Below are 23,129 nucleotides of genomic sequence, written 5' to 3'. Positions count from 1 at the left end.
TTTCTTTAAAACCAAAAATGTGTTTAGATAAGAATATCAGGTTGTCAAGTCTGATTTTCGAGATCGTTGCATTGCTTACCTTCCTTTTCCTTATAAATCTTTCAGTAATACTTTACTTGCTTTTTTATAGTATTCTTCTCTGGATTCGGTCAGCACTTTCCATTCGTCGTTGAATTCTTCGTCTTTATCAATTTTGAAATTCTCGGATCCGTATGTATCCAAACGATCCAATAAGATGGCTACATTCAATTGATTGATATCCATTGATGGCTGATAGCCGATTTCTTCGCTTTTTTCATCGGTGACTACCTCGTGAATCAATTCTATTTCCTGCAACTGATAAAGCACTTGGTTGGTCAGCCGGATGGGGATCTGATGTTCTTCCGAGATTTTTGCAGCTGTATAAGGTGGCTCGTTCTTCTTGAACCGCTTGGCTATGAGTGACATAATCAGGATGGATATAAAGTCCCGGTATCGTCTGCTGATATTCCGGGTGTCCTGGTCAAAACTAAAACTGCGGATGTTCTGCCCGGCATACGTCAATTCGGCTCCGAACAAACAGATTGTCCAGGATATTTGCAGCCAAAGCAGAAATAAAGGAAGTGCGGCAAAACTACCGTAAATGGCGTTGTACTTTGACACCCACAACTGGCTGTTGATATACAGGAACTGAAAAGCCTGATAAGCAGACCCTGCCAGAATACCTGCAATGAGCGCGTGTTTGAATTTTACTTTCGTATTCGGCATGAAGATATACAGCCCTGTGAACATCAGCCATGTCAGGACGAAAGGGATAAGCCGTATCATGAATTTCATAATAGGAGCAAGCAGGACGAAATCATCCATCTGTTTGAGAATGGTACTCATAAACAGGGAAAGCCCTCCGGACACTACGATTAGAATCGGCATCAACAGGAACATTGAGAAGTAATCCGTAATCTTGCGATACATGGACCGCGCTTTTTTCACTTCCCAAATACGGTTGAAGGTGATTTCAATATTGCTGACCAGATTGATAACCGTCCATAACAACATGACCAAACCAACTCCAATGAAAATACCTCCTTTGGTTTGTGAAAGATAGGAGTTGACGAAGGAGAGAATGGTCTCTGTGGTTTCTATGTTTCCTCCGAACCCATTGCGGAACTGATGCTCCATCAGGTTGTCGAATCCAAAACCGCGTGCCACGGCAAATAGGATGGCAAGTATCGGTACAATGGCGAGCAATGTGCTATATGTCAGTGCGGAAGCTTTATTAGTCATCCGGTCTTTGGTAAACCGGTTGATACAAAGGTAGATGGTTTTTATAATATTGTAGAGTGAGAACTTGGTCTGGGTCACTTCATCTTCCGTAATGCGCCAGATGTCATACGTAAGAAACTTCCATATATCGGTGATTTTCTTCTTCATAGTTCAACGGATAATTAAAAGAAAAAGCAGTCAGCCTATAAGCCGAGTTCTGTACCTTATATAAAATAAGGTGTCTGTCATTTATCTGAGTGGCGTGTCACCACGACACTTTAGCGGTCTACCCTCCGACATGGAGCGAGCAACTCTCATAACGCCGGTTTACATGACCTTACAACTCCTAAGACGTACAGCCCGACATGTCACCATGCGGCTGGTGGGCTCTTACCCCACCTTCTCACCCTTACCTCTCCCCGAAAGGAGCGGCGGTTATTTTCTTCTACGTTACTCTACCCTCACGGACAGCTTTCTGTTAGGAAGTAGGATGCTCTATGTTGCCCGGACTTTCCTCCTGCACGAAACATGCACGCGACAGACCGGCCAACTGCTTTAGGCTGCAAAAATACGTCATTTATTTTATTTTAGCCAAAGAAAGTACCACAAATAGAAATAATTTCTACTTTTGCTATTATTAAAATGAATTTTAATGAAGAAGAATATCCTCCTTTTCTATTGTTTTCTGGTGATTGCGGCAGTCGGCTTGAAAGCACAGGAAATACGTCCCATGCCTGCCGATTCTGCTTATGGGGTAGTGCATATCTCTGTTTGTAATTTGCGCGAAGAAGGCAAATTTACTTCCGGCATGAGTACACAGGCATTATTGGGGATGCCGGTCAAAGTGCTTCAATATACCGGTTGGTACGAGATACAAACACCGGATGATTATACCGGATGGGTACACCGGATGGTGATTACCCCCATGTCGAAGGAACGTTATGATGAGTGGAACCGGGCGGAAAAGATAGTGGTTACTTCGCACTACGGATTGGCGTATGAAAAACCGGATGAAAGTTCTCAACCTGTGTCCGACGTGGTTGCAGGCAATCGTCTGAAGTGGGAGGGAAGCAAAGGGCGTTTCTACAAAGTATCTTATCCCGACGGTCGGAAAGCGTACATCTCTAAATCTATTTCTCAACCAGAAACAAAATGGAGGGCTTCATTGAAACAAGATGTTGAAAGTATCATTGCGACTGCTTATTCGATGATGGGAGTTCCTTATCTGTGGGCAGGAACCTCTTCCAAAGGAGTAGATTGTAGCGGCTTGGTACGTACCGTGCTTTTTATGCATGATATTATTATTCCGAGAGATGCGTCTCAACAGGCTTATGTGGGGGAACATATTGAGATTGCTCCTGATTTTGCCAATGTACAACGGGGGGATTTAGTGTTTTTCGGTCGTAAAGCGACTCCGGAGCGTAAAGAAGGAATCTCTCACGTTGGTATTTATCTTGGTAATAAGCAGTTTATCCACGCTTTGGGCGATGTGCACATCAGTAGTATGAACTCTGTGGATAAGAACTATGACGAGTTCAACACGAAACGTCTGCTTTTTGCCGTTCGCTTCCTACCTTATATTAATAAGGAGAAGGGGATGAATACTACGGATAATAATCCTTATTATAAATGATTTCACCTATCATCTATTAAAGCATGCAGAATAGAAGCGATTTTTTGAAAACAGAGACTTTGGCAGCTTGGGGTTCAGGGCTAGTGGGCTTTTTCTGACTTTACTGAATGAATGTCAGAGTGTTAATGCCATCTGACATACAACGAATGTAAATTTGTCAGGTGCTGTCGTTAACCGCTGTTAAGCTCTAAATATTCTCTGTTAAAAGTGGACAAAAAAAAGTGACAAGTGGAATAAGTGAACGATATTTGTTATTATTTTAACGTCGTAAAAGTTAAAACAATGTCGAATATTAACAATTTAAAGAATTATAAATCATGAAACAGACAACAAAGAACATTCTGGGAGTAGGAGCAATCATTCTTCTTAGCTCAGGAGTTGCAGGATTGACAACTTACAAATTGTTGCAATCTAACGAAGCTGCGAAAGAGACATCTTTCAATGAGATGTTCAAGCAGAATCCCAATGTCAAATTGGCTGCTTTTGACGCTGTGAACGCTCAACCTGTTGACCTGACTCAGGCTGCGGAGAATTCGCTTCATGCTGTCGTACATATAAGGTCTACTCAAGAAGCTAAAACAAGAACAGTTCAGCAAGCGCCGGACATCTTCGATTTCTTTTTTGGTGATGGACGCGGACAGCAGCGTCAGATACAGTCTCAACCTCGTGTAGGTTTTGGTTCGGGAGTGATCATCTCGAAGGATGGATATATCGTAACGAATAATCACGTGATTGAAGGGGCGGATGAAATCAGTGTGAAACTGAATGACAACCGTGAGTTTAAAGGACGCGTGATTGGTACCGACCCCAGCACCGACCTTGCATTGGTGAAAATAGAAGGTGATGATTTCCCGACTATTCCGGTAGGAGACTCCGAAGCGTTGAGGGTAGGAGAGTGGGTATTGGCAGTAGGTAACCCGTTCAATCTGAATTCTACTGTAACTGCCGGTATCGTAAGTGCAAAAGCCCGTTCGTTGGGAGTATATAATGGTGGTATAGAATCATTCATCCAAACGGATGCTGCTATCAATCAAGGAAATAGTGGTGGTGCGCTGGTAAATGCCAAAGGTGAACTGATAGGTATCAATTCGGTGCTTTCTTCTCCGACAGGTGCTTATGCAGGATACGGTTTCGCTATCCCGACCAGCATTATGACGAAAGTAATTACCGACCTGAAACAATACGGAACAGTACAACGTGCATTGCTTGGTATTCGTGGTGGTTCTATCGGTAGCAGTTTGATGGACGACCGTCAACCGATTGATAAATCCGGTAAGACACTGGCAGATAAAGCTAAAGAACTGGGTGTTGTAGAAGGAGTATGGGTTTCTGAAATCGTAGAGAATGGTTCTGCTGCAGGAGCTGACATCAAAGTGGACGATGTAATTATCGGTGTGGATAATAAGAAAGTATCCAATATGGCCGACTTGCAAGAGGCTCTTGCGAAACATCGTCCGGGTGATAAGGTGAAAGTGAAACTGATGCGCGATAAGAAAGAAAAGACCGTTGAAGTGACGTTGAAGAACGAACAAGGTACTACCAAGATCGTGAAGGATGCAGGCATGGAAATCCTGGGAGCTGCTTTCAAAGAGTTGCCGGATGATTTGAAGAAACAATTGAATTTAGGTTACGGTTTGCAAGTGACAGGAGTGTCTTCCGGTAAGATGTCAGATGCAGGAGTTCGTAAAGGTTTCATTATCCTCAAAGCTAACGACCAGCCGATGCGCAAAGTCAGCGATTTGGAAGAGGTGATGAAAGCTGCCGTTAAGTCTCCGAATCAGGTATTGTTCCTGACCGGTGTGTTCCCATCTGGTAAACGCGGATACTTCGCTGTCGATCTTACTCAAGAGTAATATATAAAATAAGGTAAGAAGATTACAGGATAAGCTAATGAAATAGAAAAAGGATGCCGACAATCAACTTGTCGGCATCTCTTTTTGTTTTATTAGTTGAAAAATATAGTGTAAAAGTTACTTAAATTTTGTATGTTAACAAATTATTTGTCGTAAATTTGCACTCCAAATCTGTTTTAAAAGAATGAGACAACTAAAGATTACCAAAAGTATCACTAACAGAGAGAGCGCTTCTCTTGATAAGTATTTGCAGGAAATCGGTCGTGAGGACCTGATTACTGTCGAGGAAGAAGTGGAACTCGCTCAACGCATTCGTAAGGGTGACCGTGTGGCATTGGAGAAATTGACACGTGCCAATCTTCGTTTCGTCGTATCTGTGGCTAAACAGTACCAAAACCAGGGTTTGAGTTTGCCTGACTTGATTAATGAAGGCAATTTAGGACTGATTAAGGCTGCCGAGAAATTTGATGAGACACGTGGATTTAAGTTCATTAGCTACGCTGTATGGTGGATTCGCCAGTCTATTCTGCAAGCATTGGCAGAGCAGTCGCGTATTGTTCGTCTCCCGTTGAATCAGGTAGGTTCGTTGAATAAGATCAGCAAAGCCTTCTCGAAATTTGAACAGGAAAACGAGCGGCGTCCGTCTCCCGAGGAATTGGCAGACGAACTGGAAATTCCGGTTGATAAAATCTCTGATACGCTGAAGGTGTCCGGCCGTCATATTTCGGTGGATGCGCCTTTTGTGGAAGGAGAGGATAACAGCCTGTTGGATGTGTTGGTGAACGATGATTCGCCAATGGCTGACCGCTCTCTGGTTAATGAGTCTCTTGCGAGGGAAATTGATAGAGCTCTTTCTACGTTAACCGATAGAGAAAAAGAAATCATTCAGATGTTTTTCGGTATCGGACAACAAGAAATGACATTAGAAGAAATCGGCGATAAATTTGGCCTCACACGTGAGCGCGTTCGTCAGATTAAGGAAAAAGCAATTAGAAGACTTAGACAAAGTAATCGTAGTAAATTGCTCAAATCTTACTTGGGATAAGTAAGAAATATCAGTTTCTGAAAGAAAAAAGAATTTCAGTCGCATAAGTCGCACTTTTCATGTAGAAGAATGTACTTATGCGACTTTTTATATAAGTCCCATTCTATAATTTAATCTTGTGCTATGTGAGTTTTATGAAGAAATCTGTTTTAATATCATTTGTTCTGGTTGTTTTGGGAGCAGGGGTGGTGGCATACGCAAGATATGCGACATTGTCTTCTGACACGGTGCCTGTTAGAATAGAGCAACGTTTGCGTGAAAAAGCGCAGGCAGGAAAGGCTTATTGTGATAAGAACGGGTATAATACAAATTATTGCTTTCTGGTAGATTTCAGTATTCATTCTGGTAAAAGGCGTTTCTTTGTATGGGATTTCAAGGGAGATTCTGTGAAGTATGCAAGTCTTTGTGCACATGGATACGGGAAAAACAGTACGCTGTCCAAGCCTGTATTCAGTAATGTGGAAGGTAGCTATTGCTCTTCTTTAGGAAAATATAAAGTAGGGATACGGTCGTATAGCAAGTGGGGGATTAATGTTCATTATAAATTGCATGGATTGGAAGCAACGAATAACAATGCTTTCAAACGGTATATCGTGTTACATTCTTATACTCCGATGCCGGAAACGGAGGTGTATCCTTTGCATCTTCCATTAGGAATCAGTCAAGGGTGTCCTGTGATATCTGATGAGGTGATGAGGAAGGTTGACAGGCTGCTCAAGGCAGAAAAGAAACCTGTATTGTTATGGATTTATGATTAAGAAATGCTATTTATTTGAGATAAATCGAGGTAGTCTCCTCTTTTTTGTTACCTTTGCGAAGTTAAAAATTATATGATATGAAATACGTAAAAATACTATTTGCAATTGCACTTGTGTTTACCATGTGCTCCGCTTTTTCTTTGAAAAAAGACCATTCTAAACCGGTTTATGCTTTTGGAATTTCTGCTTCATTTACGGATACGGTAGTCTATTTCACGGATATTCAGATATTAGATAGTGCGAAGGTTAGCAAAGAAGGGTTTTTGGCTCATCGTGAATTATATAGTTATCAGTTGAAGAATTATCTGGAGGATAACCAGTTGCAGGAGAATAGTACATGTATGATCTACTTCTCGGAAAACAGAAAGAAGTTGGAAAAAGAAGCAACGAAGATTCTGAATAAATATAAGAAGAATAATAGAATGACAGTATCGCGGATTGATTCAGATAACTTCCGCTTTACGAAACCGGAAGAGTAATAAGCAATAACTTAATTGTTAATATAATAAGAGATGCAGGTTTGCATCTCTTATTTTTTTATCTTTGTCCCTGTTCTTAATGAGGAAGATTATGAAAAAGATTAAAATATTATCACTCTTGTTCTGTGTTGTAATGTTGGTGGCAGCTTGTCACGATGAAGAAGACACTCCTGTTCCTGTAACAGTGAAAACAGTTTTAATGTATCTTGTTGCCGATAATAGTATAAGTGGTGATATATATAGTAATATAGCGTCGGTAGAGGAGGGGTTGGCCAAGGCTGCATCTCCTGGTACATTTGTTATCTATTGGGACGGTGGGAGCCGGAAAAGCGAATTCCCTGATCCGACTTTATTTAAATATGAAGTAGATGGTAAGGGGAAAGTAGGTAAAAGAGAGATAATAAAAACCTATAGTGGTCAGAATTCTGTATCGAATGAAGTTCTAAATAAGGTTCTGAAGGATGTGGAAGTTTATTGTCCGGCTGAAAAGTATAGTCTGATTCTGGGTTCTCATGCAACAGGGTGGTTGCCTGTGGATCATAAAAAAAGTCGTTCTTTTGGAGACGACAGAGGAGCAAAAATTAATATTCCTGATTTATCGGTTGCTTTGAAGCAATCAGGTATTCATTTCGATTATATACTATTTGATGCTTGTTTGATGTCGCAAGTTGAGGTTGCTTATGAATTGAGAAATGCTGCTGATTATTTAATTCTTTCTCCTGCAGAGGTAATGAGTGCAGGCTTTCCTTATTTTAAGATGACGAAACATTTACTGTCTGTCGATAACACAGAACAGAATGTTATAAATGTTGCAAAGGACTTTATTGATTACTATAAAAATGAATATGATTATTCGTGGGCTACTATTGCAGTGATAAAAACGGATGAAATGCCAGCATTGACGAATATTACTTATTCGCTTATGGAACAGTATCAGGATAATTTGGTTAAGTTTGATAATAATAGAATAAATTATTTCCAAACTCATTATGGTTATGGGAGATCTCCTCTGGATCATTCAACTTATGATTTTCGAGCTTTTATACGTGAATTGACTGATGATAATATTCCTTCTGATTTTGAAGAGCAATTAGATAGGACAGTTATATATAAGGATTATGTTGATGATTATAAATTAGTTAATATAGACCCTGATATATATTCAGGTATTGGATGTTATATACCGGATGATAGATATTCAAACTGGAATGATTATTTTAGGACTCTACAATGGTATTCTGCTGCCGGATGGAATGAGACAGGTTGGTGATAAACGTTTTTATTCTAAGCGGATACCTATCAAACATGGAGAATTTAGGGAGGAGGATGGGCTAACTTCTTCAGAAACGAAGAAGTTAGCGGATGATGATTCTTATTTCAATGAGTCAACTTTAGCTTCTGAAGCTTTATCATTATCTTTGGTTTCATTTTCCGATTCATCTTTTTGAAGATAAATGGTACGTGTCGGAGAAACAAACTCAATTCCTGCCTTATTGAAAGAATCCAGAATCTCCATATTCATATTTGAAGTTACTCCTGATATATCCCCTTGCTTCTCAATGTAGTAGATATACTTGATGCCTAGTGCAGAGTCTGAATATTCAGTAAAGAGGGCAACCACATTTGATGGACTGGAAGAAACATTTTCCACTTTTTGTGGAAGAGCTTTTAAAATTTTCAAAGCTTCATTCATCTTTTCGGCAGTTGTGTCATACGTCAATCTGAGATTCAGAACGACTCGTCGCATCGGTTCGGAAGAGATGTTGGTGATAGCAGAGTCGGTAATCTTAAAATTCGGGATTGTGATGATACGTTTATCATCGTTCATAATCCTTGTGCTCCGAATACCTATATCGACCACTGTTCCTTCGATACTGTCGAAACGAATAGTATCTCCGATATTGAAAGGCTTGTCTGTCAGAAGGGTGAAGGCACCGAATATATTCTTTACCGTGTCTTGTGCTGCCAAAGCGAATGCAATACCACCAATACCCAGGGTTCCTAATAATGCACTGATATCTACTCCGACATTACTCAATGCCATCACAAGACCGATAATCCAGACAACAACTAGAATTGTCCTTTTTATAATCGGCAGCATTTTATTATTCTGACCGTTAGAGCGACGTCCCCAGTATACCTGAAGTAAACCGCTGAATAGACGGGCGAATACCCAAGTAATATCCAGTACAATCAGAATACGGTAAATGTTGTCTACTACTTTCACAAAGCTGTCCGGATACACCAACCGATGAATAGCTATCCAGATACCCAACAGAATAATTGCAAACTTAACAGGCGGTTCGAGAGAATAAAAGATAATATTATCCAGTTGATTCTTGGTCCGATCTGTTAATGGTTTGAGTACTTTTTTGCTTAATAGCGTAATCAACTTTACAATAACAATCGCGGCAACAATAATAAGTATGGAAATTATCCAATTCTGGATGGAATTTCCCCAAATTTCATTTTCTAACATATTCGAATTGATTTAAGTTGTACATTATGATAATTATTTTGACTTAGTTTCTATATTCAATTCTCTCATACATTCTAATTTAATATTAATACTGTATTAGTGGAATAAATGAACCGGTCTTTTCCGTTTTAATATAATACAAAACAAATGGAAAATTAAAAGTTCCTCTGCCTTTCTCTGTAAATAAGAAAATAAAAAGAATAATTAATATAAATTCACTCTATTGTGTGTCAGTGTTTTAACCTTTGTGATTTGGAAATGCAGGACTGTAATCTCTCAATACCTTTTGCTGTCACACCTTTCCTTGCTTTCTTTTTTTAGAAGTAAGTTCCAAGTTAGTTTCCTTTGTTTGAAACTTTAGTTTCAACAAAGAGAAACTGTAGTTTCATCGGTAAGAAACCATTGGTTTCAAGCAATTGGAACTAAAGTTTCAAACGGGTGGAACTTTAGTTTCTTACCGATGAAACTCTAGTTTCAAGCCTTGAAACTAATTGTTTAAAGGCATGAAACAAATGTAAAGAGAGAAGATTGTACAGAGAGAAGAGAGAATCGTAGGAGAAAAAGTGACAGCAAAATTACTGTCACTGTGCTGTCACATGTTGCTGTCACCTTTTTAATAGTTTGTAATCAGTGGTTTAAGTGTGAATGTGTGACAGGTGACAGCAAATTTTCACTTTTTAGTTCTCTAGTAGAGTGAAAAAGAATAAGAGAAGCAGTGGACCTTTTTTAAACCTAAACCATATAACTTAATTATTTGCTATTATAAACCGTCAGCATCCAAACTAGTTTTTCCTGTTCTTTCAGATAATCGCTCATCATCGAAACGGTTACTTCATCTCCGGCTTGAGAGGCGATAGGCAAGATTTTACGTTCTTCACCAATCAGATAACTGATACTCTGAAGGATATTGTTCAGTGCCTGTTCACCGTTGCTCACCTTATCTACTTCACTGATATTCGCTACTTTCAAATAATCGCTGAATTTATTGGCAGGAGTGCTGCCTAACATTAAGATACGTTCTGCAATTTCATCCACCTTTTCGGCAGTGTCATCATACATCTTTTCAAATTGGCTGTGGAGAACAAAGAAATCATGTCCTTTGATATTCCAGTGGAAACCGCGGAGATTGGTGTAATACACTTGGAAGTCTGCTAATAGTTGTTGCAAAGATGCTACTACGTTGTTTGCTCCCGATTCATTCAATTTGATAAATTCTAAAGTCTTCATATTCTTATTGTTTTTAATGATTTATACTTGTTTTCTTTTTTTCTGTACGGCAAAGATAAGGCGGAAAATACTTGTTGTCAAACTGAAAATTTCTATCTTTGCATAGATGAAATCTATGACTTGATATGATTTGATAGATGACGATACAACAATTAGAATATATACTAGCCGTAGACCAGTTCAGGCATTTCGCACGGGCAGCCGAATATTGCCGTGTGACGCAACCCACTTTGAGTGCCATGATTCAGAAGCTGGAAGATGAATTAGGTGTAAAGTTGTTCGATAGGACAGTGCAACCCGTTTGTCCGACACCCATCGGGCAGAAAGTGATAGACCAGGCTCGTGTGATTCTAGCGCAGGCAGCTCAAGTAAAAGAAATCATCAGTGAAGATAAGCAGTCATTATCGGGCGTGTTCCGCTTGGGAGTATTGCCAACTATCGCTCCTTATTTGCTACCCCGCTTTTTCCCTCAACTGATGGAGAAGTATCCCGAACTGGATATTCGTGTCACGGAAATGAAAACACAGGATATTCAGCAGGCTTTGCATGTCGGTGATTTGGATGCAGGGATTATTGCCAGTAAATTAGAAGACACATTCTTGACGGAAGAAACTCTCTTTTATGAACAATTCTATGCTTATGTATCACGGAAAGAACCCTCGTTCAAACATGACGTAATCCGTACTTCCGATATAACCGGCGAACATCTTTGGCTTTTGGACGAAGGGCATTGCTTTCGTGACCAACTTGTCCGTTTCTGTCAGATGGAAGCAGTGAAAGTTAATCAGATGGCTTATCGTTTGGGAAGCATGGAAACCTTTATGAGAATGGTAGAAAGCGGAAAAGGAATCACTTTTATTCCCGAACTAGCAGTGGCTCAATTGACGGAAGAACAGCGACAATTAGTACGTCCGTTTGCTATCCCCCGACCGACGCGGCAAGTGGTGCTGGCGACAAATAGAGATTTTATTCGTCACAGTTTGTTATGTGTTCTGAAAGAGGAAATAAAAGCAGCAGTCCCCAAAGAAATGCTTACTTTGCAGTCCATACAATGTTTACTATAATAAATTGGAGATTGAAATGATTCCTGTCATATATTCAAAAATATTGCAAGGGTAGTAATAATAAGATACGCATATTTTGTTTTCTTAAGTTATTTCTTTATATTTGAAGCATCAACCATTATTTAATAGTTATGAAAAAGTACATTGCAGAAATGATTGGAACGATGGTGCTCGTTCTTATGGGATGTGGAAGTGCCGTTTTTGCCGGTAGTGTGACTGGTACGGTAGGTGCTGGCGTGGGAACAGTCGGCGTAGCTTTAGCATTTGGTCTTTCAGTAGTAGCGATGGCGTATGCTATCGGAGGTATTTCAGGATGTCACATTAATCCTGCCATTACATTAGGAGTGTTCTTAACTGGGCGTATGAATGGAAAAGATGCAGGTATGTATATGATTTTCCAGGTAATCGGAGCTATTATCGGCTCGGCTATTCTTTTTGCTTTAATTTCCACCGGTGCTCATGACGGACCTACGGCTACAGGTTCCAATGGTTTTGGCGATGGAGAAATGTTGCAGGCATTCATTGCGGAAGCAGTATTTACTTTCATTTTTGTATTAGTGGTGCTCGGCTCTACCGACTCGAAGAAGGGGGCAGGCAATCTGGCAGGGCTTGCCATCGGTTTGACTCTTGTATTGGTGCATATTGTATGTATTCCTATCACGGGGACTTCTGTAAACCCGGCACGTAGTATTGCTCCGGCATTATTCCAGGGAGGAGAAGCGTTGTCGCAGTTGTGGCTGTTCATCATTGCTCCATTTGTAGGGGCTGCGTTGAGTGCGGCAGTTTGGAATTATCTGGGAGATAAGGCAGAAAAGAAATAATTCCTTTATAAGAATAACTTCTTTATATGAAGGAGAAGATAAGAGGGCGGCAGTTTCACAACTACCGCCCTCTTTTGCGTAATTAATATATTATATTAAAAAAGAGTGTGTTTTGCACGTTTACATTAGATTTATAATCTTAGGGAAATTTTACTTCATAAGTTTTCGGTCCGCCATATAAAGTGTTGACACGGATCCTTAATCCTTTTTTCCCTTCCATCCGGTCTTTAATCTTATCCAGTTTGAAAGATACATATCCTTCGCCCAAGCGTTGAGGATAATCACCTTCACTGTTATGACGGAATTCCAGATTGATATATTCGTCCTCTGCACTGTTGTCGTCAGCAGTAGGAGCAGACTCTTCTTTGTCGTTGATTACGAGATTCAGGAAATGTTTTTTATCTTCACTATGCGTTCCATAATATTGGAATTCAATCGTCAGATATGTATTATCCTTGTTGATCCACATATAAGTCGTGTTGATCTTGTCATCTCCGACTTTTTCTTCTTCGTTGTCATCTTCACCCATTGTGATGATGTCTTTAGTTAAGATTGGATTGATACCTCTCACCTGAATATTAAAGTCGTATCCATTCACAGGCTCTTCCAGCTCGTTGAATATCACAAAAGCTCGTTGTCCTTCCACCCAATCTTTATTACTCCATCCTTGCGCATTGCTGGGATACATCTTTTTCCCGTCATCCAAAGTGAAATAAAATTCCTTGCTGTCCTGGCTAATCATATTGATGGTGCTGACAACCAAAAGATCGGACGGGTTATCATTGTCATCCAAACATGACTGGAGAATCGGCATTGTAGTCATAATAGCAAAGATAAAGGCAATGAATTTGAATTTCTTCATATACTTATTTAAGTTTTAGATTATATAAAATGGTTCCTTTGTATCGTGAAAATGCAGTAGGATAGAAAATATTGCATTTGAATCTGTTAAAGAAACAAAAGTGATAAAAGAGTTGTTCTCTCTATGCAGTATTTCTATCTTTGCTGCGTTTATAAGTTAAACACGTGTATAAGAGAATGGAAGAATTAGAGTTGTCGGAACAATGCAGGCTAGGCAATAACCAAGCTCGCAAAGAACTGTATGAGCAGTATGCGGGACGTATGCTTGGCATCTGTCTTCGTTATACCGGCGACCGTGATACAGCCCAGGATCTGCTTCACGACGGTTTTTTAAAGATATTCGATTCCTTCGACAAGTTCACCTGGAGGGGTGAAGGCTCCCTGCGCGCCTGGATGGAAAGGGTGATGGTCAACACAGCTTTGCAATATCTCCGGAAAAATGATGTAATCAATCAGTCGGCACCATTAGAAGAGTTGCCTGAAGAATATGAAGAACCGGATGCTTCTGATGTAGAAGCTATTCCACAGAAAGTGTTGATGCGGTTTATAGAAGAACTACCTGCCGGATATCGTACAGTGTTTAACCTTTATACATTCGAAGATAAATCGCATAAAGAAATCGCACAGGAATTAGGTATTAATGAAAAATCTTCGGCTTCGCAACTATTTCGCGCGAAGAGTGTATTGGCAAAAAGAGTAAAAGAATGGATAATGCATAATGGATAGATAGAGATGGAAGAGAAAGAATTGTGGATGAATAAGTTGAAGGAGAAGCTCGCGGATTATTCCGAGCCGGTGCCTGCTTCCGGTTGGGAACAACTGGAGAAAGAACTTATGCCTCCTGTGGAGAAGAAAATATATCCTTATCGAAAATGGATGATGGCTGCTGCAGCTGTTATATTGTTAGCCGTTGTTTCGTCAATAAGTCTATATTTTCTGGGAACACCGGCTGCGGATGAAATACGTCATATAAAAACCCCGGTATTGGCATCTACACCCGATGCGTTGCCGGGTGTGCAACAACCGGATGTGCAGGGCACTTCCGTAGAACCCGTCTTGCGACCAGTGGCTCGTGAAGACCGTTTGGCGAAAATTGATAAGGATCTTCCAGAACAGAAAACAAATGCACGCCCATCTGCAATAGAAAATAACAACGAACCTGTAACAGGGAATGAAAATAACCCTGTGATTGAGGAAGATCAGATGTTCAAAGGTGAGACGGAACAGACGAAAAATGAAGCAAAGCAGGGAGGCAGTGAAAATATGGGGCAGGCTACACAGTCACAGGATACCGAACGGTCGGGCAACAGGCCACGCCGTCCTTCCGGAAAAGACAAACTTCATATTCCGTCAGAAAAAAGGGCATCTCAAAAAGGAACATGGTCCATGGGACTATCGGTTGGAAATTCGGGCGGAGCATCCACAGAAGTCGGTGTTGGCTCTCATGCTTATATGTCTCGTGTGAGTATGCTTTCTGTTTCCAACGGTCTGATGGAGATACCTAACGATCAGACATTGGTTTTTGAAGATGGAGTGCCTTATCTGCGTCAGACAAAGCAGGTGGTCGACATTAAGCACCATCAACCTATTTCTTTCGGATTGTCCGTTCGTAAAGGGCTGACCAAAGGATTCTCTCTCGAAACGGGATTGACTTACACATTGCTTTCTTCGGATGCGAAACTGGCGGGTGAAGATCGGCAAATAGAACAAAAACTGCATTATGTAGGTATTCCGCTGCATGCCAACTGGAATTTCCTTGATAAGAAACTTGTCACTCTCTACGTTTCCGGTGGAGGGATGGTGGAGAAATGTGTCTATGGAAAGCTCGGTTCAGAGAAAGAAACTGTGAAACCTCTGCAATTCTCGGTATCCGGTGCGGTAGGTGCACAGGTGAACGCCACGAAACGTCTGGGTATCTACGTAGAACCCGGTGTTGCTTATTATTTCGATGACGGTTCGGATATGCAGACCATACGTAAAGAGAATCCGTTTAACTTCAATATACAGGCTGGTATCCGCTTGACTTATTAATGCGAACTACCTTACTGAACATAGTGACGGTATCCGTTCAAGATAGCGTCACTATCCTGATATTAGTATCTTTTTCCTCATAAAAATCGGATAATTGAGAAAATATTAATAATATTGTCACCTGTTAATGGTCTATGGTTGCATACCTTTGTTGCAAAATTCTAAGCTATGGTGAATTTTACAGATGAAAAACATTTATTAATCGATTTAAAAGACGGTTTTTTTCAAGCATTTGAAAGATTGTATAATATGTACAGCGGTAAACTGTACAATTTCATTATGCGGCTTTCTTCCGGCAATCAATATATGGCTGAAGAAGTGGTGCAATCCACTTTTATCCGTATATGGGAAGTACGTGAGAAAGTCGATACGAACGCTTCATTTATTTCTTTTCTTTGTACGATAGCCAAAAATTTACTGATGAACATGTACCAGCGTCAGACCGTTGAATATGTTTACAATGAATATCTACTGAAAAGCAGTGTGGATCGTGATTCGCAAACAGAAGAGAATATTGATCTTCATTTCTTGAACGACTATATCGACTCATTAGCGGAAGAATTGCCGGCACAGCGAAAAAAAATATTTATCCTAAGTAAGCGTCAGAACTATACGAATAAGGAAATTGCCGAAATGATGGGAATTTCTGAAAGTACAGTTGCTACACAATTATCTTTGGCGGTGAAGTTTATGCGTGAGCAGTTGATGAAGCATTACGATAAGGTAATTGCGCTTCTGATCGCCTTTTTTGTTAATGAAATGTAATTGTAATACACGTTTTTGGATAGTAGATAGGATGAAAATGTATACTTGTAAATAAGCAGGAAAGAAGATGGATAAAATATATTATAAAGAACTGATTGAAAAGTATTTCGATGGAAATATAACGGATGCTGAAATAAAAGAGCTCTCCGATTGGATAAAGAACGACCGCCATTTACAGAACTGGTGGGAAGAAGAATTTTCCAAATCGGATGCCGGCATTAATCCGATACTGCGTGACAAACTATTTGCCCGAATCAAAGAACAGACGCAGGGAAAAGAAGAGACACAGGGGAAAGAGAAACCAAGAACTATTCGCATGAATCCTTGGAAATGGGCTGCCGCCATCGTTTTACCCATTTGTATTGCCTTCTTCACCTACTATCTTATAGATTCTTCGCAAACAGTGGGAGCGCCTTTTATAGTAAAAGCCGATAAAGGAGATAAAGCAACCATCGAATTGCCGGACGGAACGAATGTCGTTCTCAATTCCGCTTCACAATTAAGCTATCTGAATAACTTCGGAGAAAATGTGCGTCGTGTGCAACTGAATGGTGAAGCCTATTTCAAAGTAGCTCATGATGAAAAACATGCCTTTATAGTGCAGGTCGGGGATTTGGAAGTGAAGGTGCTCGGTACTTCTTTTAATGTATCTGCCTATGAAGATGCCAAAGACGTAACAGTCGTTCTTTTGGAAGGAAAAGTAGGGGTCTATGCGCAGAAAACGTCGCATATTATGAAGCCCGGCGATAAGATAGAATATAATAAAGCCACTCATAAGATAACAGCCACTCAAGTACACCCGAGTGATTATATTGAATGGACGAAAGGAAATATCTATTTCGAGAAAGAATCTTTGGAAAATATAATGAAAACCCTTTCACGCATCTATGACGTAGAGATTCGTTTCGACTCCAATAAACTACCTAATGAATATTTCACCGGAACCATTCCGGGAGGTGGCATACAGAATGCATTGAATATCCTGATGCTTACTTCACCTTTCTATTATGAAATGGACGGTTCGGTGATTGTCTTGAAAGAGAAATAAGTGGAACTTTCATAGAGTATCTTTGTTTATTCATCGAATAACGTCTATATTTGTGGTACACTAATTTGAAGATGCAATGAATACATTGGAGCGTAAATTGCCGATAGGGATACAGACATTTGAAAAGATGCGTACAGAGGGGTGTTTGTATGTGGATAAAACAGCCATTATATATCAGATAGCAGCTACTAAAGTGCCTTATTTTCTGAGTCGTCCCCGTCGTTTTGGCAAAAGTCTGCTAATTTCCACTTTTGAAGCCTACTTTCAGGGTCGTAAAGACCTTTTCGAAGGCTTGGCAATTGAAAAGTTAGAGACAAAGTGGGAGCAATATCCGGTTCTGCATCTTGACTTGAATGCGAAGAAATATGAGACGGTAGCAGATTTGGTTGCCATGCTAAACCAATATTTGGAGAAATGGGAAGCCATCTACGGTGATGAGAAGAAAGATCGTAGTCCTGAAGAACGTTTTAGTTATGTCATAGAGCAAGCCTGCCTGAAAACAGGAAAAGGAGTTGTGGTATTGGTTGACGAGTATGATAAACCCTTGCTGCAAGCCCTTTTGGACGAGAACTTGTTGGATGAATACCGCCGTATTCTGAAAGCCTTTTATGGTGTTCTGAAAAGTTCCGACCGCTATCTCCGGTTTATATTTCTAACAGGAGTCACAAAATTTGCCCAAGTAAGTGTGTTCAGTGATTTGAATCAACTGAATGATATTAGCATGAAGATTCCATACGCCAATATCTGTGGTATTACTAAAAAAGAATTAGTATCCACATTTACTCCCGAGTTGGAGCGGTTGGCAGAAGTGCAGGAGATGTCCTTTGAAGATACAGTTGATAAGATGACAGCAATGTACGATGGCTATCACTTTACATACAGCGAAGAAGGACTATTTAATCCTTTCAGTATACTCAATGTCTTTGATGGATTAATGTTTGATAATTACTGGTTTCAGACTGGTACTCCTACCTATCTTGTAGACCTGCTGAAGCAAAGTGATTATGATTTACGTTTGTTGATAGATGGCTTGGAAGTAGGAAGTTCCGGTTTTGCCGAATACCGTGCAGAGACAAAGAATCCCCTTCCGATGATTTACCAAAGCGGTTATCTGACCATTAAAAACTTTGATAAATCATTGAACCTATATACACTAGGTTTTCCGAATGATGAGGTAAAATATGGCTTTCTTAAATTCCTGATCCCTTATTATACACCCATCTCTTCTGATGAAACGGATTTTAATGCAGTTAAGTTTGTCCGTGAACTTCAGTCGGGCGACGTTCATTCCTTTATGGAACGTATGAAATCATTCTTTGCCGACATTCCCTACGAATTGAACACAAAGACCGAACGTCATTATCAGGTTATCTTTTATCTCGTCTTTAAGTTGATGGGACAATATGTAGATGCAGAAGTCCGTAGCGCAAAAGGTCGTGCCGATGCCGTGGTGAAAACGAAAGACCGTATTTATGTTTTTGAGTTTAAACTGGAAGGAACAGTAGACGAAGCTTTGAAACAAATAGATGAAAAAGGATATTTGTTACCTTACCGGACAGACGGGCGTGAGCTAGTAAAAGTGGGAGTTTCCTTTAATGCTGAAGAACGTAATATTGGTGAATACAAAGTAATATAATCGTTTATCGAGTAAAATATAGAATAGAGCCATTCCGGAGCCCACTACTTAGGAATGGCTTTTTTATTCTCTGAATTGAATAAGTTAACGAGAGTTAAAATCTGATAGGCGATTGGACGAGCGAGTATAGCAGTCTGTATACCTATCAAACAACTTAAAAGTTTTGATATATGAAGCACAAAACAACCTTTGAAAAGCTCCCTCAAGCAAATACAGGGAGAAGTAAAAACTGGAAAACACTGCAAGCTATCTGTCTGCTATTGTTTTTAAGCGTCTCTTTCACCGCTTATTCCCAAATAACAGTGAATGTGAAAGAGATCTCTTTAAGGGCCTCGTTAAAGAAAATCGAGCAAGTAAGCAATTACAAATTCTTCTATAATGAGAGCCTTCCGGAGTTAAATCAAAAAGTATCGTTAAATGTGAAAGATGCAACGATTGAACAAACCATGCAACAACTTTTGGGTAAAATGGAGTTAACCTACAAGAAAGAGCAAGAGAATGTCATTGTATTGATTCGCAAATCACAGGAAAAACAAGAAACAAAGAAAGTAACAGGAATTGTTGTTGACGAAAAAGGAGAACCTATTATTGATGCCAGTGTACAAGTAAAGGGAGAGAGTAATGGGACGATTACTAATATTGATGGATATTATTCATTGATGAATGTACCGGAGTCGGCCACGTTAATTATTTCTTATATTGGCTACAGAACAGTCAATCTTTCTGTTAAAAATCAGAATACGAGTAAAATAACACTGGTTGAAGACAGCAAAATGATTGATGAAGTTGTGGTTGTTGGCTATGGCGTCCAGAGAAAGAGAGATGTATCAACCGCTATCTCTTCTATTCGTGCATCAGATATAGCAGATGTGGCGGCAACGAGTATCGAACAGGCATTAGTAGGACGTATGGCAGGTGTACAAATTACACAGCCCAATGGAACTCCGGGTGCAGGTTTTGAAGTGAAAGTGCGTGGAGTGGGCACGGTTACTGCCGGAAGTTCTCCGTTGTATGTTATTGACGGAGTACCTTTGAGTGATGATACAGGAGATGCTACAGGTATAACAGTAAGTCCGTTGGCATCTATTGAAACCTCTGATATTGAATCTATTGAAGTCTTGAAAGACGCTTCGGCCGCTGCTATATATGGTTCAAGAGGAAGCAATGGCGTTGTTATCATTACAACGAAACAAGGAAAAGAGGGAAAGCCGGTGGTGAAATATAATGGCTATGCCGGCGCTCAAATAGTAACTGATAAAATAGACGTGCTCAATGCTTATGAATACTCCCAACTAGTGTTTGACGGGCATAACAATGCTTATTATGACCAATTGCGAGTGGCAGGAAAAGCGGATTTGTATAATCCGAACGCAACAAACCAAGAACGTTGGAATAATCTGAAAACAGGTAGCATGATTGAGAATCAAGGTTGGATGCTTCCACCGGAGATACTACCTTACGTTAGAGGTGAAGAAGGACTGGTAGATACAGATTGGCAGGATACGGTATTGCGTACAGGTTTCATAACGAAACACAATCTTTCCGTAAGTGGCGGAAATAAGAATATAAAATATATGTTGTCGGGAAACTATCAAAATGAAGAAGGGATAGTTATCAATTCCGATTTTACAAAGATGGGATTTCGTGTCAAAGTAGATGTAAATTACAATCGTTGGAAATTTGGAGGTAATATCAATCTAACCCGGAATATTTATAATTTGGTAAATACAGAAGGGCGGTATGGAGACGATGGAGTATTATCGTTAGCATTGGGTGCAGCCCCTATCTATCCTGTCCGTGATGAAAATGGAGATTTCAATTATGAGCACAACCATACGAGTTACGGACAATCTAAATTGAACAATCCGGTAGCGGTAGCTACCCTTATTGAAGATCAGATGATCTCTATACAAATGTTAGGAACTGCTTAAATAAATGTCCGATAGTGGCATTGTTTATGATACTCATAGCATTTTATGCTTGCAACGATGAAGATCAACCGCAAAATTTGAAAGCGGAAGTTACTGATTTTTCTCCTGTTATGGGCGGACGAAATACGCTACTGACTTTAAACGGAAGTAATTTTGGTACAGATATAAATAATGTCAAAGTTACGATTAACGGGAAGGAAGCATTGGTGAAAACAGTTACCAATGAGGTCATTACTGCTGAAGTGCAGAAAGGAACAAGTTCGGGGATTGTCAGAGTCATACTTGGAGAAAGACCCAATGCGCAAATATTGATTTATGATATGAATTTTACTTATGTATCTAATCAGGTTGTGTCTACCTATTTAGGTGGAGAAAGCAGTGGAGAGGCGGATGGCGATTTTTCAGTAGCTACACTTTCCAAACCTCGCTATCTGGTGTGGGGGAAAAACAATGCGTTGTATATTGTTGAGGACGGGGCTAGTTCTGTAGATGATATGGCATGCATTCGGGTAGCAAAGGATAACCGGCTTACTACATTGTTGAAAGCTTCGGAAAGCACGTTGGTGCAGCGAATGCGTGCCATTGACTTTTCGTTGAATGAGAATACGATGTATATTGCCAATGATAATAATGCAAGTGGAACTATGGGATTTGGTACGATGACGAAAAACGGAGACAAATATGAAAACTTGACATCTCTTTGGGATCAGGGAGGGATAACAGCCGTGAAAGTGCATCCGGAAACTGGTGCGGTTTTTATCGGTTATCATTCCGGTTCATGGATATATCAGTATGATGTTACAAATTTTATTCCTAAGTTTCAGCTTCCCGATGCTGCCGGTGCTGCTGCGAGTAAAGGAAACATCAATACGATTGCATTTGATAAGCCGGGAACAACTGCATATATTGTTTCACGTAAAAATCATGTGATATACAAAGCAAGTTATGATATGGCTACTGGAGAATTTAGCGATGTTAAGTTGCTGGCAGGTTCTTTTGGAGTGACAGGATATGCTGATGGTACAGGCACCTCTGCCCAATTCAACGAACCCTCTCAAGGAGACGTAGATGAGGAAGGTAATTTTTATGTGGCTGATCGGGGAAATCATTGTATCAGAGTTATTACTCCCGATGGTGAAGTTTCAACCTATGCCGGACAAAATAAGGCTGGCATGGTGGATGGAATTGCTTCGCTGGCAGAGTTTAATAATCCTGAAGGATGTCAGTTTGGCCCAGATGGTGCATTGTATATAGCCGACTACTCTAATCATGCTATTCGCAAAGTGGAGGAAGCACAAGTACAACCTTAATAATCAACCTGAATGAAAGATAAAAATAAGATGAGAAAAAATAGGATTTTATGTAGTTGTCTCTTACTATTATGTGCGCTTGTTTCATGTGCGCAGCAGTCGGATGAAAATGTAAGTAAAACACTTCAGACTATTACTGATAAGTCAGTTCTGGTCGTTTCACATCGTGCCGATTGGCGTAATGCTCCCGAAAACTCCCTACAAGCTATTAAGAATTGCATTGAAATGGGAGTAGATATGATTGAGATAGATCTGAAGAAAACCAAAGACGGACATTTGATTCTGATGCACGATAAGAAGATTGACCGTACAACCACAGGAAAAGGATTACCGCAGGATTACACACTCGAAGAATTAAGGAAGTTTCGTCTGAAGAACGGTGCAGGACATAAGACTGCTCATCTCATTCCTACCTTGGAAGAAGTAATGAATTTGTGTAAAGGTAAAATCCTTGTAAACGTAGACAAAGGCTATGACTATTTTCAGGAAGCCTATCAAATTCTGGAAAAAACGGGCACTACCAGTCAGTGCATTATCAAATCTGATTTCCCTTATGAAAAGGTGGTAAGTGAACATGGCGATGTACTTCAGAAAATGACTTTTATGCCTGTTGTCAATTTAGATAATCCGGCGGCGGAGTCAATTATTGATGGCTATATCAAGAACCTGAAACCTTTAGTTTTTGAGCTAGTGTTTAGTAAAGATTCGGAGGAGACATTGCGACTGATTAAAAAGGTGCATGATAGTGGAGCAAAAATCTTTGTGAATGTAATGTGGCCGGAACTCTGTGGTGGTCATGATGATGATAAGGCTGTTGAGGAACAGAAGTATGAGCAGAGTTGGGGGTGGATAATCCGGCAAAATATGGCCTTTATCCAAACAGACAGACCGCGCGAACTCCTTGAATATTATATTTAAAGACTAAAAAACTTCACGACTAAACACA

The 23,129-nt window shown here is 40.0% G+C and carries 19 protein-coding genes, 1 other RNA gene and 1 pseudogene; 16 read left to right on the top strand and 5 right to left on the bottom strand.

Translation table 11 applies throughout. The features are described 5' to 3' along the window. Positions 1-90 precede the first annotated feature (90 nt). Together A4V03_RS11120 and rnpB are read right to left on the bottom strand one after the other, a co-directional pair. Complete coding sequence (locus A4V03_RS11120) at positions 91-1,410, bottom strand: YihY/virulence factor BrkB family protein (protein WP_065538927.1); 1,320 nt, start codon at positions 1,408-1,410, stop codon at positions 91-93. Positions 1,411-1,432: 22 nt separating this feature from the next. Then, positions 1,433-1,796, bottom strand: an RNA gene (rnpB, locus tag A4V03_RS11115) — RNase P RNA component class A. Positions 1,797-1,894: 98 nt separating this feature from the next. On the opposite strand from rnpB, the gene A4V03_RS11110 reads away from it, so the two are divergent. The 6 genes from A4V03_RS11110 (at position 1,895) to A4V03_RS11085 (ending at position 8,280) form a co-directional block, all read left to right on the top strand. Next, a complete protein-coding gene (locus A4V03_RS11110) occupies positions 1,895-2,875 on the top strand; it encodes a C40 family peptidase (RefSeq protein WP_065538926.1) in 981 nt (326 codons plus the stop codon). Positions 2,876-3,192: 317 nt separating this feature from the next. Next, positions 3,193-4,728: a trypsin-like peptidase domain-containing protein gene (locus tag A4V03_RS11105; protein WP_065538925.1), complete on the top strand. Its 1,536-nt coding sequence runs from the start codon at positions 3,193-3,195 to the stop codon at positions 4,726-4,728. Positions 4,729-4,912: 184 nt separating this feature from the next. Then, positions 4,913-5,773, top strand: a complete 861-nt coding sequence (locus A4V03_RS11100) for a sigma-70 family RNA polymerase sigma factor (RefSeq protein ID WP_002561589.1) — start codon at positions 4,913-4,915, stop codon at positions 5,771-5,773. Positions 5,774-5,907: 134 nt separating this feature from the next. Then, complete coding sequence (locus tag A4V03_RS11095; protein ID WP_084081141.1) at positions 5,908-6,531, top strand: murein L,D-transpeptidase catalytic domain-containing protein; 624 nt, start codon at positions 5,908-5,910, stop codon at positions 6,529-6,531. Positions 6,532-6,608: 77 nt separating this feature from the next. After that, positions 6,609-7,010, top strand: coding sequence for a hypothetical protein (locus A4V03_RS11090; protein ID WP_065538924.1), 402 nt, complete (start codon positions 6,609-6,611; stop codon positions 7,008-7,010). A 91-nt stretch (positions 7,011-7,101) separates the two neighbouring features. Then, on the top strand, positions 7,102-8,280 hold the full coding sequence (locus A4V03_RS11085) for a clostripain-related cysteine peptidase (RefSeq protein WP_065540390.1): 1,179 nt from the start codon (positions 7,102-7,104) through the stop codon (positions 8,278-8,280). Between the two features lie 102 nt (positions 8,281-8,382). Here A4V03_RS11085 and A4V03_RS11080 read toward each other — a convergent pair whose 3' ends face one another. Beyond that, positions 8,383-9,489: a mechanosensitive ion channel family protein gene (locus A4V03_RS11080; RefSeq protein WP_065538923.1), complete on the bottom strand. Its 1,107-nt coding sequence runs from the start codon at positions 9,487-9,489 to the stop codon at positions 8,383-8,385. Positions 9,490-10,239: 750 nt separating this feature from the next. Continuing rightward, on the bottom strand, positions 10,240-10,716 hold the full coding sequence (locus tag A4V03_RS11075; protein ID WP_065538922.1) for a Dps family protein: 477 nt from the start codon (positions 10,714-10,716) through the stop codon (positions 10,240-10,242). 137 nt (positions 10,717-10,853) lie between these two features. On the opposite strand from A4V03_RS11075, the gene A4V03_RS11070 reads away from it, so the two are divergent. Beyond that, a complete protein-coding gene (locus tag A4V03_RS11070) occupies positions 10,854-11,780 on the top strand; it encodes a hydrogen peroxide-inducible genes activator (protein WP_065538921.1) in 927 nt (308 codons plus the stop codon). Between the two features lie 131 nt (positions 11,781-11,911). Beyond that, positions 11,912-12,601, top strand: a complete 690-nt coding sequence (locus A4V03_RS11065) for an MIP family channel protein (RefSeq protein ID WP_065538920.1) — start codon at positions 11,912-11,914, stop codon at positions 12,599-12,601. A gap of 139 nt (positions 12,602-12,740) precedes the next feature. Here A4V03_RS11065 and A4V03_RS11060 read toward each other — a convergent pair whose 3' ends face one another. Next, a complete protein-coding gene (locus A4V03_RS11060; RefSeq protein WP_065538919.1) occupies positions 12,741-13,463 on the bottom strand; it encodes a NigD1/NigD2 family lipoprotein in 723 nt (240 codons plus the stop codon). A gap of 176 nt (positions 13,464-13,639) precedes the next feature. Between A4V03_RS11060 and A4V03_RS11055 the strand changes: the two genes are divergently transcribed. From A4V03_RS11055 to A4V03_RS11020, 8 genes and pseudogenes are all read left to right on the top strand, one after another. Continuing rightward, positions 13,640-14,188 carry an RNA polymerase sigma factor gene (locus A4V03_RS11055; protein ID WP_065538918.1) on the top strand — a complete coding sequence of 183 codons (549 nt, stop codon included), beginning with the start codon at positions 13,640-13,642 and terminating at the stop codon, positions 14,186-14,188. Between the two features lie 6 nt (positions 14,189-14,194). Then, positions 14,195-15,493 carry a porin family protein gene (locus A4V03_RS11050; protein ID WP_065538917.1) on the top strand — a complete coding sequence of 433 codons (1,299 nt, stop codon included), beginning with the start codon at positions 14,195-14,197 and terminating at the stop codon, positions 15,491-15,493. Between the two features lie 168 nt (positions 15,494-15,661). Continuing rightward, a complete protein-coding gene (locus tag A4V03_RS11045; RefSeq protein WP_065538916.1) occupies positions 15,662-16,258 on the top strand; it encodes an RNA polymerase sigma-70 factor in 597 nt (198 codons plus the stop codon). Positions 16,259-16,325: 67 nt separating this feature from the next. Then, the gene (locus A4V03_RS11040) at positions 16,326-17,306 is read left to right on the top strand and encodes a FecR family protein (RefSeq protein ID WP_065538915.1); all 981 of its coding nucleotides are present in this window, start codon (positions 16,326-16,328) and stop codon (positions 17,304-17,306) included. Positions 17,307-17,382: 76 nt separating this feature from the next. Then, complete coding sequence (locus A4V03_RS11035; RefSeq protein ID WP_084081140.1) at positions 17,383-18,942, top strand: ATP-binding protein; 1,560 nt, start codon at positions 17,383-17,385, stop codon at positions 18,940-18,942. Positions 18,943-19,112: 170 nt separating this feature from the next. After that, positions 19,113-20,873: a SusC/RagA family TonB-linked outer membrane protein gene (locus A4V03_RS11030; RefSeq protein ID WP_065538914.1), complete on the top strand. Its 1,761-nt coding sequence runs from the start codon at positions 19,113-19,115 to the stop codon at positions 20,871-20,873. A gap of 26 nt (positions 20,874-20,899) precedes the next feature. Further along, entirely contained in the window at positions 20,900-22,183 is a 1,284-nt protein-coding gene (locus tag A4V03_RS11025; RefSeq protein ID WP_065538913.1) for an IPT/TIG domain-containing protein, read from the top strand. 12 nt (positions 22,184-22,195) lie between these two features. Next, a pseudogene (locus tag A4V03_RS11020) lies at positions 22,196-23,124 on the top strand (glycerophosphodiester phosphodiesterase family protein). Positions 23,125-23,129: the final 5 nt, after the last annotated feature.

It is taken from the genome of Bacteroides caecimuris (genome assembly GCF_001688725.2).
GTDB lineage: Bacteria > Bacteroidota > Bacteroidia > Bacteroidales > Bacteroidaceae > Bacteroides > Bacteroides caecimuris.
The sequence above is the reverse complement of the archived record's forward strand: the minus strand, read 5'-3'. Positions and strand labels throughout refer to the sequence as shown.

Coding starts and splice junctions, on each gene's coding strand:
- A4V03_RS11120 (WP_065538927.1), bottom strand. CDS start 1,410: ATGAAGAAGAAAATCACCGATATATGGAAGTTTCTTACGTATGACATC.
- A4V03_RS11110 (WP_065538926.1), top strand. CDS start 1,895: ATGAAGAAGAATATCCTCCTTTTCTATTGTTTTCTGGTGATTGCGGCA.
- A4V03_RS11105 (WP_065538925.1), top strand. CDS start 3,193: ATGAAACAGACAACAAAGAACATTCTGGGAGTAGGAGCAATCATTCTT.
- A4V03_RS11100 (WP_002561589.1), top strand. CDS start 4,913: ATGAGACAACTAAAGATTACCAAAAGTATCACTAACAGAGAGAGCGCT.
- A4V03_RS11095 (WP_084081141.1), top strand. CDS start 5,908: ATGAAGAAATCTGTTTTAATATCATTTGTTCTGGTTGTTTTGGGAGCA.
- A4V03_RS11090 (WP_065538924.1), top strand. CDS start 6,609: ATGAAATACGTAAAAATACTATTTGCAATTGCACTTGTGTTTACCATG.
- A4V03_RS11085 (WP_065540390.1), top strand. CDS start 7,102: ATGAAAAAGATTAAAATATTATCACTCTTGTTCTGTGTTGTAATGTTG.
- A4V03_RS11080 (WP_065538923.1), bottom strand. CDS start 9,489: ATGTTAGAAAATGAAATTTGGGGAAATTCCATCCAGAATTGGATAATT.
- A4V03_RS11075 (WP_065538922.1), bottom strand. CDS start 10,716: ATGAAGACTTTAGAATTTATCAAATTGAATGAATCGGGAGCAAACAAC.
- A4V03_RS11070 (WP_065538921.1), top strand. CDS start 10,854: ATGACGATACAACAATTAGAATATATACTAGCCGTAGACCAGTTCAGG.
- A4V03_RS11065 (WP_065538920.1), top strand. CDS start 11,912: ATGAAAAAGTACATTGCAGAAATGATTGGAACGATGGTGCTCGTTCTT.
- A4V03_RS11060 (WP_065538919.1), bottom strand. CDS start 13,463: ATGAAGAAATTCAAATTCATTGCCTTTATCTTTGCTATTATGACTACA.
- A4V03_RS11055 (WP_065538918.1), top strand. CDS start 13,640: ATGGAAGAATTAGAGTTGTCGGAACAATGCAGGCTAGGCAATAACCAA.
- A4V03_RS11050 (WP_065538917.1), top strand. CDS start 14,195: ATGGAAGAGAAAGAATTGTGGATGAATAAGTTGAAGGAGAAGCTCGCG.
- A4V03_RS11045 (WP_065538916.1), top strand. CDS start 15,662: ATGGTGAATTTTACAGATGAAAAACATTTATTAATCGATTTAAAAGAC.
- A4V03_RS11040 (WP_065538915.1), top strand. CDS start 16,326: ATGGATAAAATATATTATAAAGAACTGATTGAAAAGTATTTCGATGGA.
- A4V03_RS11035 (WP_084081140.1), top strand. CDS start 17,383: ATGAATACATTGGAGCGTAAATTGCCGATAGGGATACAGACATTTGAA.
- A4V03_RS11030 (WP_065538914.1), top strand. CDS start 19,113: ATGAAGCACAAAACAACCTTTGAAAAGCTCCCTCAAGCAAATACAGGG.
- A4V03_RS11025 (WP_065538913.1), top strand. CDS start 20,900: ATGATACTCATAGCATTTTATGCTTGCAACGATGAAGATCAACCGCAA.